At 71.0% G+C, this 14,352-nt stretch carries 14 protein-coding genes; 5 read left to right on the forward strand and 9 right to left on the reverse strand.

Annotation, left to right across the window (positions count from 1 at the left end; all coding sequences use genetic code 11):
* Window positions 1-123: 123 nt before the first annotated feature.
* Window positions 124-666 (forward strand): 2'-5' RNA ligase family protein, encoded by a 543-nt coding sequence (locus tag QM638_RS20405; RefSeq protein ID WP_415145051.1) that lies wholly within the window; start codon window positions 124-126, stop codon window positions 664-666.
* Between the two features lie 37 nt (window positions 667-703).
* Here the strand turns inward: QM638_RS20405 and QM638_RS20410 are convergent, their stop codons facing one another.
* The 8 genes from QM638_RS20410 to QM638_RS20445 form a co-directional block, all read right to left on the reverse strand.
* A complete protein-coding gene (locus QM638_RS20410; RefSeq protein WP_415145053.1) occupies window positions 704-1,483 on the reverse strand; it encodes an SDR family NAD(P)-dependent oxidoreductase in 780 nt (259 codons plus the stop codon).
* Window positions 1,483-1,992, reverse strand: a complete 510-nt coding sequence (locus tag QM638_RS20415) for a VOC family protein (protein ID WP_415145055.1) — start codon at window positions 1,990-1,992, stop codon at window positions 1,483-1,485. The genes QM638_RS20410 and QM638_RS20415 overlap by 1 nt, the downstream gene beginning before the upstream one ends.
* Window positions 1,989-3,392, reverse strand: coding sequence for an aldehyde dehydrogenase family protein (locus QM638_RS20420; protein ID WP_415145057.1), 1,404 nt, complete (start codon window positions 3,390-3,392; stop codon window positions 1,989-1,991). The genes QM638_RS20415 and QM638_RS20420 overlap by 4 nt, the downstream gene beginning before the upstream one ends.
* The gene (locus QM638_RS20425) at window positions 3,389-4,390 is read right to left on the reverse strand and encodes a fumarylacetoacetate hydrolase family protein (protein WP_415145059.1); all 1,002 of its coding nucleotides are present in this window, start codon (window positions 4,388-4,390) and stop codon (window positions 3,389-3,391) included. Before QM638_RS20425 ends, QM638_RS20420 begins: the two co-directional genes overlap by 4 nt.
* A gap of 6 nt (window positions 4,391-4,396) precedes the next feature.
* Window positions 4,397-4,687: a putative quinol monooxygenase gene (locus tag QM638_RS20430; protein ID WP_415145061.1), complete on the reverse strand. Its 291-nt coding sequence runs from the start codon at window positions 4,685-4,687 to the stop codon at window positions 4,397-4,399.
* Window positions 4,688-4,813: 126 nt separating this feature from the next.
* On the reverse strand, window positions 4,814-5,926 hold the full coding sequence (locus QM638_RS20435; RefSeq protein ID WP_415145063.1) for an ABC transporter permease: 1,113 nt from the start codon (window positions 5,924-5,926) through the stop codon (window positions 4,814-4,816).
* A gap of 3 nt (window positions 5,927-5,929) precedes the next feature.
* Window positions 5,930-7,525 carry a sugar ABC transporter ATP-binding protein gene (locus QM638_RS20440; RefSeq protein ID WP_415145065.1) on the reverse strand — a complete coding sequence of 532 codons (1,596 nt, stop codon included), beginning with the start codon at window positions 7,523-7,525 and terminating at the stop codon, window positions 5,930-5,932.
* A gap of 1 nt (window position 7,526) precedes the next feature.
* On the reverse strand, window positions 7,527-8,768 hold the full coding sequence (locus tag QM638_RS20445) for a sugar ABC transporter substrate-binding protein (protein ID WP_415145066.1): 1,242 nt from the start codon (window positions 8,766-8,768) through the stop codon (window positions 7,527-7,529).
* A gap of 156 nt (window positions 8,769-8,924) precedes the next feature.
* Here QM638_RS20445 and QM638_RS20450 point away from each other — a divergent pair, with 156 nt between their 5' ends.
* Together QM638_RS20450 and QM638_RS20455 are read left to right on the forward strand one after the other, a co-directional pair.
* Window positions 8,925-10,097, forward strand: coding sequence for an FAD-dependent monooxygenase (locus tag QM638_RS20450; protein ID WP_415145068.1), 1,173 nt, complete (start codon window positions 8,925-8,927; stop codon window positions 10,095-10,097).
* Window positions 10,097-11,467 carry an FAD-binding oxidoreductase gene (locus QM638_RS20455; RefSeq protein ID WP_415145069.1) on the forward strand — a complete coding sequence of 457 codons (1,371 nt, stop codon included), beginning with the start codon at window positions 10,097-10,099 and terminating at the stop codon, window positions 11,465-11,467. The genes QM638_RS20450 and QM638_RS20455 overlap by 1 nt, the downstream gene beginning before the upstream one ends.
* A gap of 72 nt (window positions 11,468-11,539) precedes the next feature.
* Here QM638_RS20455 and QM638_RS20460 read toward each other — a convergent pair whose 3' ends face one another.
* Window positions 11,540-12,451, reverse strand: coding sequence for a LysR family transcriptional regulator (locus tag QM638_RS20460; protein ID WP_415145071.1), 912 nt, complete (start codon window positions 12,449-12,451; stop codon window positions 11,540-11,542).
* 188 nt (window positions 12,452-12,639) lie between these two features.
* Between QM638_RS20460 and QM638_RS20465 the strand changes: the two genes are divergently transcribed.
* On the forward strand, window positions 12,640-13,596 hold the full coding sequence (locus QM638_RS20465) for a LysR family transcriptional regulator (protein ID WP_415145073.1): 957 nt from the start codon (window positions 12,640-12,642) through the stop codon (window positions 13,594-13,596).
* Between the two features lie 112 nt (window positions 13,597-13,708).
* The gene (locus QM638_RS20470; RefSeq protein ID WP_415145075.1) at window positions 13,709-14,272 is read left to right on the forward strand and encodes a cupin domain-containing protein; all 564 of its coding nucleotides are present in this window, start codon (window positions 13,709-13,711) and stop codon (window positions 14,270-14,272) included.
* Window positions 14,273-14,352 lie beyond the last annotated feature (80 nt).

The following is a 14,352-nucleotide window of genomic DNA, read 5'->3' on the forward strand; positions in this document are numbered from 1 at the left end:
GGCCTCGCCGACTCAGACCCTGCCGTGGAGGATGCGCGGTACGTCCCGCGCTCCGGTGGGCAGCGGTGGGTCGCGCACCTCGAGTGCGGACGTTGTCTCCTCGCCAGCACCTACGATGGCGCCGTGGACCTCGAGGCAGCACTGATCGTGCCGTGCCCCGAAGCCGAAGCCGCGGTGGGGGAGCACCGGCGTCGGCTGGATCGCGCCGCGGCCGTCGGCGTGCCGGCGCATCTCACGGTGCTGTATCCGTTCATGACCGACCTCGACGACACCGATCACCAACGACTCGCCACGCTGTTCGGATCGTTCGAGCCGTTCGATGTTCGCGGAGACCGGACGGGGTGGTTCGGCGACGATGTGCTCTTCGTGGCTCCGGCCGACCCCGGCCCGGTGACGGCGCTGACCGGGGCCTGTCAGGAGCTCTTCCCCGAGTGTCCGATCTACGGGGGAGCCTTCACCGAGGTCGTTCCGCACCTGACGGTCGGCCACGGCCAGCCCCTACCGGCCCTGCGAGCGGCCGAACGCGCGGTGAGCTCCCGGCTGCCGTTCTCGCAGCGGGTGAGTCATGTCGAGCTGTGGACGGGCCCCGCCCTTGCGACCGCGCCGGACGGGAGTTGGCGATGTCTCCGTGCCTATCGACTCGGCAAGGGGTATCGCGGGGCCTGACCGGGGGCGACCTCGCGCCTCACCTCGGGCAGGCGTCTCAGCCGAGGACGGAGGCACCACCGTCGATGACGATGTTGGTACCGCTGATCCAGGAGGACTCGTCGGAGGCGAGGAAGACCGCGGCGTTGACGATGTCCTCGGCCTGGCCGTGCCGGCCCAGCGGGATCCGATCGAGGACGACGCGGCGCATCCGCTCCGGCGGGTCGGCCAGCATCGGCGCGGTGTTGGGGGTCTCGGTCAGGCCCGGGCTGATCACGTTCGCCCGGATGCCGTGTGGTCCGCCCTCGACGACCAGCTGCAGGGTCAGCGAGATGACGCCGCCCTTGGCGGTCGAGTGGGCGTTCTGTGCCATGAACTCGACTCCGCGCAGCGCGGCGATCGAGCCGACGTTGATGATCGAGCCACCGCCGTACGTCTTCAGGTGCGGCCAGGCGGCCTTGACGGTGTAGAAGACCAGGTTCAGCTCGTTGCGCATGGTGAAGTCCCAGTCGGCGACGGAGAGCTCCTCGAGAGGTGCGAACCGCTGGGTCGAGGCGTTGTTGTAGAGCACGTCGACACCGTCGTAGACGGCCACCGCGTCATCCACCCAGGCGCGGGCCGCCTCGGCGTCGCCGAGGTCGACGCCGCCCATCGTGGTGATCTCGCCGCCCTCGGCGCGGATCAGCTCCTCGGTGGCGGCGGCCCCCTCGGAGTTGAGGTCGCAGCCCACCACCCGCGCACCCTCGGCGCAGAACCGGCGGGCCGCGGCCACGCCCATGCCGCCGCCGATACCGGTGATCAGCGCGATCTTGCCGTCGAGTCGTCCGTGGGCGCTCATCAGTGCTCTCCTGGAGTGTGGGCCTCGCCGGTGCCGTAGCGGCCGGCCGCGATCGCGGCGGCACGGTCCAGCAGCTCGACGAGATTTCCTTCGGGGTCCGCGACGTACGCCATCCGTACGCCGGGTTCGGGGGAGGCCCGTGGGCTCATCCGGTCGCTGGCGCCGAGCGCGATCAGGCTGTCGTAGGCCGCGTCGACCTCGGGTACGTCGAACGCGACGTGCCCGAAGCCGCGGGTCAGGGCGGCCTCCACCGGGCTGCCGGCCTGGAGGCCGAGCCGACTCTCGGCGCGATGCAGCAACTCGATCCGGAAGCCGGGGCCGCCGTCGGGCGCGGTGGCGTGCAGCATCGCGCCGCTCATCCGGCCGCCGGGAAGGTCGAACTCGAACTCGAACTCGATCTCCATGCCGAGTGCGGCGGCGTACCACCGCTTCATCGCCGGCAGGTCGGCGACGGAGAGCCCGACATGGTCGAAGACTCCGTTGCGGACTCCGTTGTCCGGCCCGGTCATGCCAGCACCATGGTGCGGACGTTGGTGAACTCGCGGACGCCCTCGGCCGACAGCTCCCGGCCGTAGCCGCTGCGCCCGGTGCCGCCGAACGGGAGCCGGGGATCGGAGGCGACCATCGTGTTGACGAAGAGGGCGCCGGACCGGATCCGCCGGCCGACCGCGAGCGCATGCTCGGTCTCGCCCCAGACCGAGGCGCCGAGGCCGAAGGTGGTGTCGTTGGCAAGCGCGATCGCATGCTCGTCGTCGTGGGCGCGCACGATCGCCGCGACCGGGCCGAAGGTCTCCTCGACGAAGGCGGTGACGCCCGGCCCGGCGTCCTCGAGCACCGTCGGCTCCACGAAGCAGCCCGGGCCGTCGATGGCGTGCCCGCCGAGGACCAGGCGAGCCCCCTGGGCGAGGCTGTCGCTGATCTGGCGCAGGATCGCCTCGCGCAGGTCGGCGCGGGCCATCGGGCCGATGGTGGTGGCCGGGTCGGTCGGGTCGCCCACCTGCAACAGGCCCACGCCGGCGACGAAGCGCTCGACGAACTCCTCGGCGACCGAGTCGTGCACGATGAAGCGCTTGGCGCACACGCAGCTCTGGCCGGTGTTGTTGAACCGGGCCTTGACCGCCATCGCCGCGGCCGCCTCCACGTCGGCGTCGGCGAGCACGACGAACGGGTCGGAGCCGCCCAACTCCAGGACCGACTTCTTGATGGCGGCGCCGGCGGCGGCGGCGAGTGACGAGCCGGCCCGCTCGCTCCCGGTGAGCGTGACCGCCGCGACCCGCGGGTCGGCCACCACCCGGGCGGAGATCTCCGGCACGTCCTCGGCCGCGACCACCAGCGAGCCGAAGAGTCCCGCCGGGGCGCCGGCGTCGGCGAAGAGCTGTTCGATCGCCAGCGCGCAGCCGGTCACGTCGGGGCTGTGCTTGAGCAGCGCGGCGTTGCCGGCCGCGAGTGCCGCGCAGGCGAAGCGAAGCACCTGCCAGAACGGGAAGTTCCACGGCATCACCGCGAAGACGACGCCGATCGGCTCGTAGGAGAGCCACGAGCGCGAGGCGCCCGAGGCGATCTCGGCGTCGGCCAGCCAGCCCGGGGCGAGGTCGGCGACGACCTCGCAGTTCCAGGCGCACTTGTCGATCTCGCCGAGTGCCTCGGTGATCGGCTTGCCCATCTCGGCGGTGATCAGCGCGGCATAGCTCTCGCGTCGCTCGGCGAGCAGGGCGCCGACCTTGCCGAGCAGCGCCAGCCGTTCGGTGAGCGGAGTCCCGGCCCAGGTGGCCGCCGCCGTGGCCGCCCGAGCGAGGATCTCCTCGATCGCCGCGGCGTCGTGGGTGGGGTAGCTGGCGAGCACCTCGCCGGTGGCGGGGTCCCTGGTGGTGACGGTCGCGACACTCGTGGCCCGCGAGTCGGCGTTCATGCGGACTGCTCCGTTCTGAGCTGACGGCGTGCGGGCGCGACGGCGGCGACGGCCGGCTGGGACGCGACCACGCGATTGCGGATGGTGCCGATGCGGTCGATGGTCATCTCGACCACGTCGCCGACCTGCAGCGGCGGCGGGTTGAGCGAGCCGGTGCGGCCCCAGGACTCGGCCAGGGAGCCGGAGGCGCAGGTGCCGGAGGCGAGGATCTCGCCGGCCTTCACCCAGGACCCTCGCGAGGCGTGCGAGACCAGTTGGTCGAAGGACCAGCCCATGTTGCCGGACCGGTCGGCGCCGATCTCGACGCCGTTGACCCGCACCGTCATGGCGAGGTCGAGGAACCCGTCGGCGTCGCGGAAGCGGTCGACCTCGTCGGCGGTGACGACCCACGGCCCGACGGTGGTGGCGAAGTCCTTGCCCTTGGACGGTCCGAGCTTGAGCGTCATCTCCTTGCCCTGGACGTCGCGCGCGGACCAGTCGTTCATCACGCAGTAGCCACCGATCGCCGCGTGCGCCTCCTCGGGGGTGGCGTTGCGGGCGTCGCGGCAGATGACCGCGGCGATCTCCAGCTCGAAGTCGAGGCGTTCGGTGTACGGCGGGATCGGGATGTCGTCGTTGCCGCCGGTGACGGCGTGCGGTGCCATGAAGGACCAGACCGGGGCGTCGTACCAGGCAGCCGGCGGTCCGGGGTTGCCCATGCCGCGCTCCATCCCGTCCACGTGGGCCTCGAAGGTGAGGAAGTCCCGCATCGCGACCGGGTAGACCGGGGGGAGCAGCACCACGTCGGTGGGGGCGAGGCCGTCGGCCTGGGCGGCTTCGTCGGCGAGCCGCTCGCGGTCGACCGGGTCGGCCGCGAGCAGCTCGATGAGGTCGGTGCCCTCCGCGAACGGGTGGATCCACCACGCCGTCGACCTGTCAGGCCCGGCATCCCCGAGGACGAGGCCGACATGTCGTGCGCCGGCGTCCTCCGCGGTGCTTCGGAAGGCAGCGAGCCTCATCTCGGGTCAGCCGATCGTCTCGTAGAAGGCGCGCTCGCGGCTGGCGAGCACCGGGATGGCCTGGCCGTGGCCGAACTCGGCGAAGTGGTCCGAGCTGCCGTGGGCGGCGTACGCCTCCTCGTCGGCGTAGATCTCGAAGAGGCGGAAGACGCTCGGCTCGGCCGGGTCCTGGTAGGCCTGGTAGAAGAGGTTGCCGGGCTCCTCCCGGGAGGGGCCGGTGAGCTTCTCGATCGCGTCGCGGACGATGTCCTCGCTGCCGGGCTGGGCGGTCCAGGTCGCGGTCACGACATATGACATGGGGATCTCCTGTGTTGTGGTTGGTACGCCTGTGACGCTAGGTGGGCCGCCAGGCGTGAGGGAAAGAGTTGGCCGCTATGGCTGCCATCACCGATGGCGTCGGTGCGGGCAGCCCCGCCCGCCCGGCTAGCCGCGGGAGCGGCGCTTGACGCCGAGATAGGTGGAGAAACCGACCGCGACCAGCAGGGCGGCGCCGTTGAAGACGTCCTGGACGGCGGAGTTGACGCCGGCCTGGGTGAGCCCGCTGACGGAGAAGGCGACGAGCAGTACGCCGACCATGGTGCCCAGGATGTTGAAGAACCCGGGCCGGAACGCGGTCGCGCCGAGGAAGACCGCGGCGAGCGCGGGGAAGAGCAGCGAGGTGCCGTTGTCCGACTGGCCGCTGCCGACGACGGCGAGCCGCAGCAGGCCGGCCGCACCGGCCACGGTGCCGGAGATGACGAAGGTCAGCATGACGTTGCGCTGCACCGGGAGCCCGACCAGCCGCGCGGAGGTGGGGTTGGAGCCGATGGCGTACAACGAGCGCCCGAACGGGGTGTGGGAGAGCAGGTACCAGGCGATCGCCGCGATCACGATCACCATCACGGTCACCTCGGGGATGCCGAGGATCTTGGCGTAGGAGAAGTCGGTCAGCGTGGTCGAGATGTTGTTGTAGATCGTCTGGCCCCCGGTGTACCAGGTGATGAGACCGCCGAGCAGGGTGGCCACACCGAGGGTGGTGACGAACGCGTCGAGCTTGAAGCGGGTGACCATCACCCCGTTGAAGGTGCCGACGATGGCGCCGAAGACGAGGCTGGCGATCGCGCAGGGCACCCACGGGATGTTGTGGTTGGCCATCATGCCCGCGGAGAGCACCATCGACGCCGAGGAGGTGGCGCCCAGCGAGAAGTCGATGTTCCCGGTCACCAGCGGGAACACCGCGGCGATCGCGATCATCCCCACCGCGGTCTGCCCGCGCAGCACGGTGGCGATGTTGTTCATCGAGGTGAAGGTGCTGCTGGTGCTGGGCATGACGGCGAAGACGACGAAGATCGCGATGACGAGCCCCAGCAGGGCATACCGCTCGGCGAAGCCGAGCAGCGAGTGTGCGCTCGGCCTGGACCGGTGGACCACCGCGGTCTCGGTAGCGGTCTCGGTGGTGACGGGTTCAGTGGGCTGAGCCATGGCGTCGGCCTCCTTGGGTTCGGTCGTGCCATTGCCGGGCCTGGTGCCGGGGTGGGCGCGGTCGGTGGTGCTCATTGGTCATTTGTCCAAACGGGTACGGCGCACGCTGGTCGCGCGCAGCAGGGTGCGGGTCAGTTCGTCGGGGTCGAGGCCGTCTGCGGCGAGCTCCTCGTCGACCTCGCCCTCGCGCAGGATGGCGATCCGGTCGCAGAGCGCGAGCAGTTCGCTGGCGTCGGAGGAGGCGACCAGCACCGAGGTGCCACGACGGGCGGCCTCACGGACGGTCCGGTAGATGTCGACGCGGGACATCACGTCCACCCCCTGGGTGGGCTCGTCGAGCAACAGCAGGTCGGGGTCGCGCTGCAGCCAGCGGGCGAGGATGACCTTCTGCTGGTTCCCGCCCGACATCGAGGTGAACAGCGCCTCCGGTCCGGCCGCCTTGACCTTGAAGTCAGCGATCAGCTGGCGGCCGTTCCTCCGCTCGGCGCGGCCGTTCATGCCGCGCCACCTCCAGTAGTCGCCCAGCCGGGTGACCGACATGTTCTCGGCGATGGTCAGGTCGGGGAACGCCGCCTCGCGACCGCGGTCCTCGGGGACGAGGGCCACGCCGCGGCGCATGCCGGCCACCACGCTGCTGGGGTGGTACGGCTTGCCGTTGAGGGTGATCTGTCCCGCGGTCGGCTTCAGGTCGCCGAAGAGCATGCGCAGCAGCGTGCTGCGCCCCGAGCCGACCAGGCCGGCCACGCCGACGATCTCGCCGCGCCGCACGTCGAGGTCGACGTTGCGCAGCGGGCCACCGGCCACGCCGGAGACGCTGAGCACCTGCTCCTCGCCGGCGCTGGTGGCCTCGACCGGACGAAGAGCGTCCACCGCCCGGCCGGCCATCAGCTCGACCAGCTCGTCCTCGGTGGGGGTGGCGTCCACGAGGGTGGCGACGGTGCGGCCGTCGCGGAAGATGGTGAAGTCGTCGGCGACCGAGAGCACCTCGGTCATCCGGTGGCTGACCAGGATCACCGTCTGGCCCATGTCGGCCCGCTGCCGGATCCGGTCGAGCAGCAGCGCGGACTCGTGCTGCGCCAGCGACGCGGTCGGCTCGTCGAGGATCAGGATGAGCTCCTGCTTCTTGCCGTCCGCGCCGTACTCCTCGCCGCCGTCCTGGAGCGCTCGGGCGATCGCCACCATGGTGCGGTCGGCCGGACGCAGCTCGTTGATCGGCGTACGCGGGTCGACATGGAGCTCGTAGTCGGCCAGCACCGCCGAGACCCGGCGGTACAGCGCCCGCCAGTCGATGGCGGTCCCGGCCTTGGCCGGGTAGCCGGCGTCGAAGGCGAAGTTCTCCGCGATGCTCAGCCCCTCGAACAGGCCGAGGTCCTGGTGGACGAAGCGCAGCCCTGCCTCGCGGGCCTGGTGCGCGGTCAGGGAGAACAGGTCGTACTCCCGACCTCCCACCGTGAGCCGGCCGCCGTCGGCCTGATAGACCGCCGCGAGCACCTTGATGCTGGTGCTCTTGCCGGAGCCGTTGCCGCCCAGCAGGGCGTGCACGGTCCCGGGGCGGACCTTCAGCGACGCCTCGTCGAGGGCCAGGGTGGCGCCGAAGCGCTTGGTCAGGCCGTCGATGGTGAGGGCGTACGCCGAGGCGGCCGGGGTACGGGGGAGGTCGGGAGTGGTGGTCATCTCAGCTCACACCCCACAGCTTGAGGTACTTGGCCTTGTAGTCCACGTCGCCACCGACGTAGTCGCCGGAGGAGGGCATGTTGTGGTCGGCGTCGACCATCTGGTAGCCGTCACCCTCGACGACCGGGTCCTCGCCGTTGAGCACCCGGATGGCCTCGTCGACCGACCCGTAGGAGCCCCAGGTGGTGGCGTAGCCCAGCGCGGCGTTCAGGCCCTGGTCGCCCTTGCGGATGAGGTCCATCGTGGACTCGTCACCGAAGCCGGAGGCGACCACGAGGTCGTCCATCCGACCCGACGACTTGACCGCCGAGGCGAAGCCCTGGGTCATCCAGCCGCCGACCGGGACGTAGACCGCGTTGGCGTCGGTGTACTTCTGCAGCGCGGCGGTGAACTTGTCCACCGCCGAGGTGGTGCCGAAGTCCTCGTTGGCGATGTCGACCGAGCCGACGATCTCGCAACCGGAGCAGGTCTTGATCTCGGCCTCGAAGCCCTCGGTCAGCCACGGACCCCACACCGGCGAGGTGAACTTGAGCTCCAGCACCTTGGCCTTGGCGTCGGTGGAGCCGATCAGGTAGTCGGCGACGGTCTTGCCGGCGTTCTTCCACCAGGTCTCGAACTGGTCGGAGGCCTTGGACAGCTCCAGCCGCTCGGTGGCCATGTAGGAGGTCTTGCCGCCGGTCGAGGTGCAGTCGGCGCCGCCCGCGCCGACGATGGCGACGCCGGCCTTGGTGGCCTCCTGGAACGGCTTCTGGATGCTCGCGCAGTCGATGCCGACCGGGAACACCACGTCGGCGCCCGACGACGTGGCCTGGTCCATGCAGGTGCCCCAGCCGTCCGGGCTGAGCTTGCCGTCACAGATCTTCGCGGTCCAGCCGACCGCCTTGGCCGCCTCGACGATGGCCTTGGTGGGCGTGACACAGGAGGGCACGGACTGCCCGCACGAGATCACCCAGGCGGTCACGCCCGACTTCGGCGTGGTGGACTTGGTCGGCGGGGTGCCGGTGTCTCCGGTGTACGCCGCCTCCAGTGCCTGCTTCGCCTCGTCGCTGGTGCCGGCGGTGCTCGACGAGCTGCCCGAGGATCCGCTGCTGCCGCATCCGGTGGCGACAAGCGCGAGTACCACCGCCGCTACTAAGGCGCCCACCTGCGGAATACGCCCGCGGGTTCGCGTGGTCTTGTGCCTCATCTCCTGCTCCTTCTTGTGCCGGGCGGTCGCTCGCCCATCGGGTGTGACAGTGGTCACGATGCAGAGCCTGTACGAATTCGCTGTGATCCGGAACGGGCTCTGCACGGATGCCTGGCATCAGCGGAGGTGGGGTTCTGTTGTCGGGCGCAGCGCGGTTTGCTGTGATCGACCGCACAACGAGTGCGGGCACGTCGTGAAGTCTGGAGCGTGGAAATGTCAGTCGCGTCATCGTCGAAGCCCACCGAGTCCGCCGTACGCCGCGTACTGGTCGTGGGCGGCGGCATCGCCGGCGGGGTGCTCTCGCTGGCGCTTGCCCAGCGCGGTGTCGAGGTGGTGCTGGTCGACCTGCGTCCCGAGCTCGGTGGGGTGGGACACGGCATCACCGTGCAGGGCAACGCGCTCAAGGCGTTCCGCGAGGTCGGGATCTATGACCGGCTCGCCGAACGCGGCTTCCCGTTCAACAGCCTGAAGCTCTGCGCCCCCGACGGCACCGTCACCGCACAGATCCAGGCGCCGCCGATGGGCGGGGAGGACCTGCCCGGCACGATGGGCGCCGTTCGGGCCGACATCGCCGACCTGCTGGCCGGTGACATCGTCGCCTCGCCGCTGATCGACCTGCGGCTGGGCACGACGCTCACCGCGTTCGACGACGACGGCGACGGCGACGGCGACGGCGTCACCGTCACCCTGAGCGACGGCACCACCGAGCGGGTCGACCTGCTCGTCGGAGCCGATGGCATCCGCTCCACGGTGCGCTCCATGATCGGCATCGACACCCAGCCGGAGCCGGTCGGGATGGGCATCTGGCGGGTGATCGGACCGCGGACGCCGGAGATGGACGTCTCCGAGATCTACTACGGCGGCCCCAAGTACAAGGCCGGCTGCACCCCGATCTCGGACGAGCTGTGCTACGCCTTCCTCATCGAGGACAACCTGGACCGGTCGGTGATCGGCGAGGTGCCGACCCTGGAGATGTTCCGCGAGCACGGCCAGGGGTACGGCGGCAACTGGGGCAAGGTGCGCGACAGCCTGACCGAGGACACGGTGGTCAACTACCAGTGGATCGAGGCGATCCTGGTCGAGTCCCCGTGGTATCGCGGCCGGACCATCATCATCGGGGACGCCGCACACGCCTGCCCGCCGCTGGTCGCCCAGGGCGCGGCGATGTGCGCCGAGGACGCGGTGGTGCTGGCCGAGGTGATCACCGCCGGCGACCAGCTGGAGAAGAGCCTGCCGGCCTTCATGGCCCGGCGGTTCCCGCGGGTGAAGCTGGTGCTCGACGGCAGCCTCCAGCTCGCCGAGTGGGAGATCCACCCCGACACGCCGGGAGCAGACCCCGCCAAGCTCACCGCCGACACGCTGCAGGCACTGGTGGAGCCCGCCTGATGGGCGCTCCCCCCTTCACCGGCACGCTGGTCCTGCGTGGCGAGGACGGATTCGACGACGCTCGCACCGACCGGATCTTCAACCGTCGCCTCACCACCCGGCAGCCGGCGGCGGTGCTCAAGGCGCTCACCGAGGACGACGTGGTGGCCGGCGTACGGCTGGCCCGTGAGCGGGGCTGGCAGGTCGCCGTACGATCCGGCGGCCACAGCTGGGCGCAGTGGTCGGTCCGGGACGACGCACTGGTGATCGACCTCGGCGGAATGCACGAGATGGACTATGACGAGACCACCGGGATCGTGACCGCCTCCCCGTCGACCAAGGGCGGCTCGGAGCTCGGTCCGTATCTCTCCGAGCGAGGCCGCTTCTTCGTCGGTGGGCACTGCCCCACCGTCGGCATCGGCGGCTTCCTGCTCCAGGGCGGTCAGGGCTGGAACGCCCGTGGCTGGGGCTGGGCGGCCGAGCACGTGGTCGCCGTCGACGTGGTCACCGCCGAGGGTGAGCTGGTCCGCGCCGATGAGGAGCAGAACGCCGACCTGTTCTGGGCGGCTCGCGGCGCCGGGCCCGGGTTCCCCGGCGTGGTCACCCGCTTCCACCTGCGGACCAGGCCGTTGCCGGGTCACTTCGCGCACACCGTGCAGGGCTTCGCGATGGCCGACTTCGACGAGGTGATGACCTGGCTGCACGAGACCCATCACCAGATCGCCGCAGAAGTCGAGATCGTGGCGGTGACCAAGACCGACCCCGACATCTGCGCCGACCCGATCCTGCTGGTGACCGCACTCGCCATGGTCGGGGACCGGGCCGAGGCCGAGGCCGCGCTGGCGCCGTTCCGGGCCAACCCGGCCCTGGAGCGCGCCCTGCTGGTGATCGACAACGAGCCGACCACACCCGAGGCGGAGCGTGCCCGCCAGATCGAGGACAACCCCGAGGGGCACCGCTGGGCGGTCGACAACGCCTGGCTGAGCGGCTCCGCGGCGCAGGTCGTGCCGGCGATGCGCCGGGCCTACACCACTCTGCCCAACGACAAGGCGTTCACCATCTGGTTCAGCATGGCGCCACTGCGGGAGCTTCCCGAGATGGCCTTCTCGGTGCAGTCCGAGATCTACCTCGCCTCCTACGTGCTGTGGGAGGACGCCGCCGACGACGAGCGTTGCCAGCGGTGGCTGGAGCAGGCGATGGCGGACCTGGAGCCGGTCACCGTCGGCCAGTACCTGGGCGACAGCGACCTCTCCCGCCGTCAGGTCCGGTTCCTCTCCGACGAGGCCTGGGTGCGGCTGCAGCAGGTGTACGCCGATCGCGACCCCGACGGGCTCTTCGTCGGCTATCTCGCCGGTCCCGGTGGCGCCACCAATCGCAACCACTGGGAGTGACCGGACCGGTGCGGAGCCGCATCCGCCTCGACGTGGGTGCGGCAGCGGGCGCCCGGGCGTGGACCGCCGCGGCTACGCGATCGCGGCGGCGACCCGCTCGAGCTGGGTGAAGAACCAGCGGTGGGCCGGGTCGGAGAGCCGGTCCTCGGCGTACCAATAGCCCTCGGCGAGGATCGCCTCGCCGAACGGCGGCTCCACCAGTACCAGGGTGGTCTCGCCGCGCAGGTGCAACCGGGCCAGCCTCTCGGGGATCACGGAGACCATCTGGGTGCCCTCGACGATGAACGGGAGCGGCAGGAACCCGAAGACCTGGAGCGCGATGTGGCGCTGGATGCCGTGCTCACCGAAGGCACGGTCGACCGGGGTGAGGATCCCGGGACCGAACGAGGCCACCGCGTGCGGCAGTGCTGCCAGGTCCTCGAGGGTCAGCCGGCCATCGCGCAGCCGTCGATTGGTCCGGTCGGCGATGACCACCATCCGGTCGCGCCACAGCGGTCGGGAGCACCCCGGGAAGCCGAAGCCGAGGGGAGCGATCAGGGCGTCGTTGTCCACCAGGATCCGGTCCGAGGTCCGCGAGTCCGGGCCGAGGTGGCCCACGGTGAGCCGTACGCCGGGTGCCTCGGCCTCCATCAGCCGGACCAGCGGCTCGTGCACCACGGCGATGGCGTAGTCGCTCATCGTCATCCGGAAGACGCGGTCGCTGGTGGCCGGATCGAACTCGTCCTCGAGGTTGAGCGCGATCCCCATCAGCCGCACCGCGTGCTGGACCTCGGGGATGAGGTCGCGGGCGAACGGCGTCAGCTCGTAGTTCCGGCCGGCGCGCACCAGCAGCTCGTCGTCGAACCGTCGCCGCAACCGGGCGAGCGCGGCGCTCATGGCCGGCTGACTCAGCTCCAGCCGTTGCCCCGCCCGGGTGACGTTGGCCTCCTCGAGCAGCACCTTGAGCGGCAGCAGCAGGTTGAGGTCGGTGCCACCCAGGGCCATCGCCACTCCTCTCCGTGCCGTTCTCGACTCCGTGCCGTTCTCGACGGTGCCATGTCTCGTCGGGCCGCGTCGTAGCCCGATGATGCCATCCGAGGCGCGCGGTGTTCGCGTGTTGCCACACCGGTTGCCACCCCGGTTGCCACCCCGGCGTCCGGATCCGACCGCCGAGCCAGGCTACGCTCGCCGACGTGAGCACCGTCACGCGAGGAGATCGCACTCCCGAACGCCTGCGCCGGGTGGATGCGAACCTGTTGCTCGCGCTGCAGGCCCTGATCGAGGAGCGCAACCTGACCAGGGCCGGCGAGCGGATGATGATGAGCCAACCGGCGATGAGCGGCGCCCTGACCAGGCTGCGCGCGCACTTCGACGACGAGCTCCTGGTTCGCAGCGGCCGGGGCTTCGAGCTCACCGAGCTGGCCGAGCGACTGCGGGGCGAGGTCACCGCGGCCGTCGAGGCGGCCGAGGCGCTGCTCGGCAACCATCGGGAGTTCGACCCGTCGGTCAGCACCCGCCGGTTCGCGGTCGGCATGTCGGAATACGCCATGACGGTGCTCGCCGAGCCGCTGACCCGCACCCTCGCGCAGCGCGCACCCGGCTGCGCGATGGCGCTCGACCCGCTCGATGTGCCCGGCGACCAGGTGGAGACCCAGCTGATGCGCCGTGACCTGATCGTGGCGCCGCTCGGGTTCGAGTTTCCCGGCGAGCTGCAGCCGGTCTTCACCGACCGGCTGGTCTGTGTCGTCGCCGACACCAACCCCCGGCTGCGAGACGGCACCCTGAGCCTCGCCGACCTGGCCGAGATGCCGCACGCGGTCGCCGAGTTCGCCCCCGCCGGGCGGCCGCGGCCGTTGGAGCGCGCGATGGCGGAGAGCGGGTTGGCGGACCGCCCGGTGCTGGTCCGGGTGACCAGCCTGCTCACGCTGCCGTTCGCGGTCGCCGGTACCGACATGTGCGCCTTCGTGCCCTCGCGACTCGCCCGTCGCTGTCTGGACAGCCTGCGACTCACGACCGCCGAGACCCCGGTGCCGCAGGTCTTCATCACCGAGGCGGCGCACTGGCATCCGAGGCGGGAGAAGGACCCCGCGGTGGTGTGGCTTCGTCAGCTGCTGCACGAGATCGCGGTGGAGGTCGAGGACGCCGATTGACCCGATGTGGCGATGCCAGCGATAGCGGCTGGTGATGCCGGATGCCCTTGTGGCCGCGGCCACAGGGGAGTGAGGCTGGGCCATCCCGTCACCGCGTCGTACAGGAGCCCCTATGCCCGAGCCCGTCCCCGCCTCCGCTGCCTTCCCCGCACCTCGCCGGGTCGTCACCGGTCACACCCCGGAGGGGGTGTCGGTGATCCTCTCGGACGGGCCGGTGCCGGTCAGTCGCGAGCTGCCGGGGGAAGGGGTCGCCTTCCACGAGATCTGGAACACCGCGGGCGCTCCGGCCGTCATCGCCGCCGAGGAGCCGAACGAGCCGACCGAGCGCACTCTCGCGGTGCCGCCGCCCGAGCGGGGCACCAAGATCCGGATCAACGAGTTCGCCCCGGGGCACCTCGACGAGCGGGGGCTGCAGTCGCCGATCCACCGGACCGCCTCGGTCGACTACGGCATCGTGCTCTCCGGTGAGATCACCCTGATCCTCGACGCCGAGGAGGTGACCCTGCGGGCCGGCGACATCGTGGTGCAGCGGGGCACCGACCACGCCTGGGCCAACCGCGGCGACGAGGTCGCCCGGGTGGTCTTCGTGCTCGTCGACGGCGAGTTCGACCCGGGCCTGGCCGCCACCCTTCCCGGTGGCCTCGACGGCCTGATGCACGGCGGTCCGCGCGACTGAGCCAGCCGCGCTCGAAGCCCGCTGAGCACGGGGCCCGCCGAGCACAGTGCCCGGGCGTCGCGTCCCGCCGGGTCGGCCCG

The sequence above is a fragment of the Nocardioides sp. genome (assembly GCF_047606145.1).
Classification (GTDB): domain Bacteria; phylum Actinomycetota; class Actinomycetes; order Propionibacteriales; family Nocardioidaceae; genus Nocardioides.

Excerpts from the sequence above, each read along its gene's own strand:
- QM638_RS20455 (WP_415145069.1), top strand. The coding sequence starts at position 10,097 with ATGGGCGCTCCCCCCTTCACCGGCACGCTGGTCCTGCGTGGCGAGGAC.
- QM638_RS20415 (WP_415145055.1), bottom strand. The coding sequence starts at position 1,992 with ATGACCGGGCCGGACAACGGAGTCCGCAACGGAGTCTTCGACCATGTC.
- QM638_RS20420 (WP_415145057.1), bottom strand. The coding sequence starts at position 3,392 with ATGAACGCCGACTCGCGGGCCACGAGTGTCGCGACCGTCACCACCAGG.
- QM638_RS20430 (WP_415145061.1), bottom strand. The coding sequence starts at position 4,687 with ATGTCATATGTCGTGACCGCGACCTGGACCGCCCAGCCCGGCAGCGAG.
- QM638_RS20440 (WP_415145065.1), bottom strand. The coding sequence starts at position 7,525 with ATGACCACCACTCCCGACCTCCCCCGTACCCCGGCCGCCTCGGCGTAC.
- QM638_RS20470 (WP_415145075.1), top strand. The coding sequence starts at position 13,709 with ATGCCCGAGCCCGTCCCCGCCTCCGCTGCCTTCCCCGCACCTCGCCGG.
- QM638_RS20410 (WP_415145053.1), bottom strand. The coding sequence starts at position 1,483 with ATGAGCGCCCACGGACGACTCGACGGCAAGATCGCGCTGATCACCGGT.
- QM638_RS20435 (WP_415145063.1), bottom strand. The coding sequence starts at position 5,926 with ATGAGCACCACCGACCGCGCCCACCCCGGCACCAGGCCCGGCAATGGC.
- QM638_RS20425 (WP_415145059.1), bottom strand. The coding sequence starts at position 4,390 with ATGAGGCTCGCTGCCTTCCGAAGCACCGCGGAGGACGCCGGCGCACGA.
- QM638_RS20450 (WP_415145068.1), top strand. The coding sequence starts at position 8,925 with ATGTCAGTCGCGTCATCGTCGAAGCCCACCGAGTCCGCCGTACGCCGC.
- QM638_RS20460 (WP_415145071.1), bottom strand. The coding sequence starts at position 12,451 with ATGGCCCTGGGTGGCACCGACCTCAACCTGCTGCTGCCGCTCAAGGTG.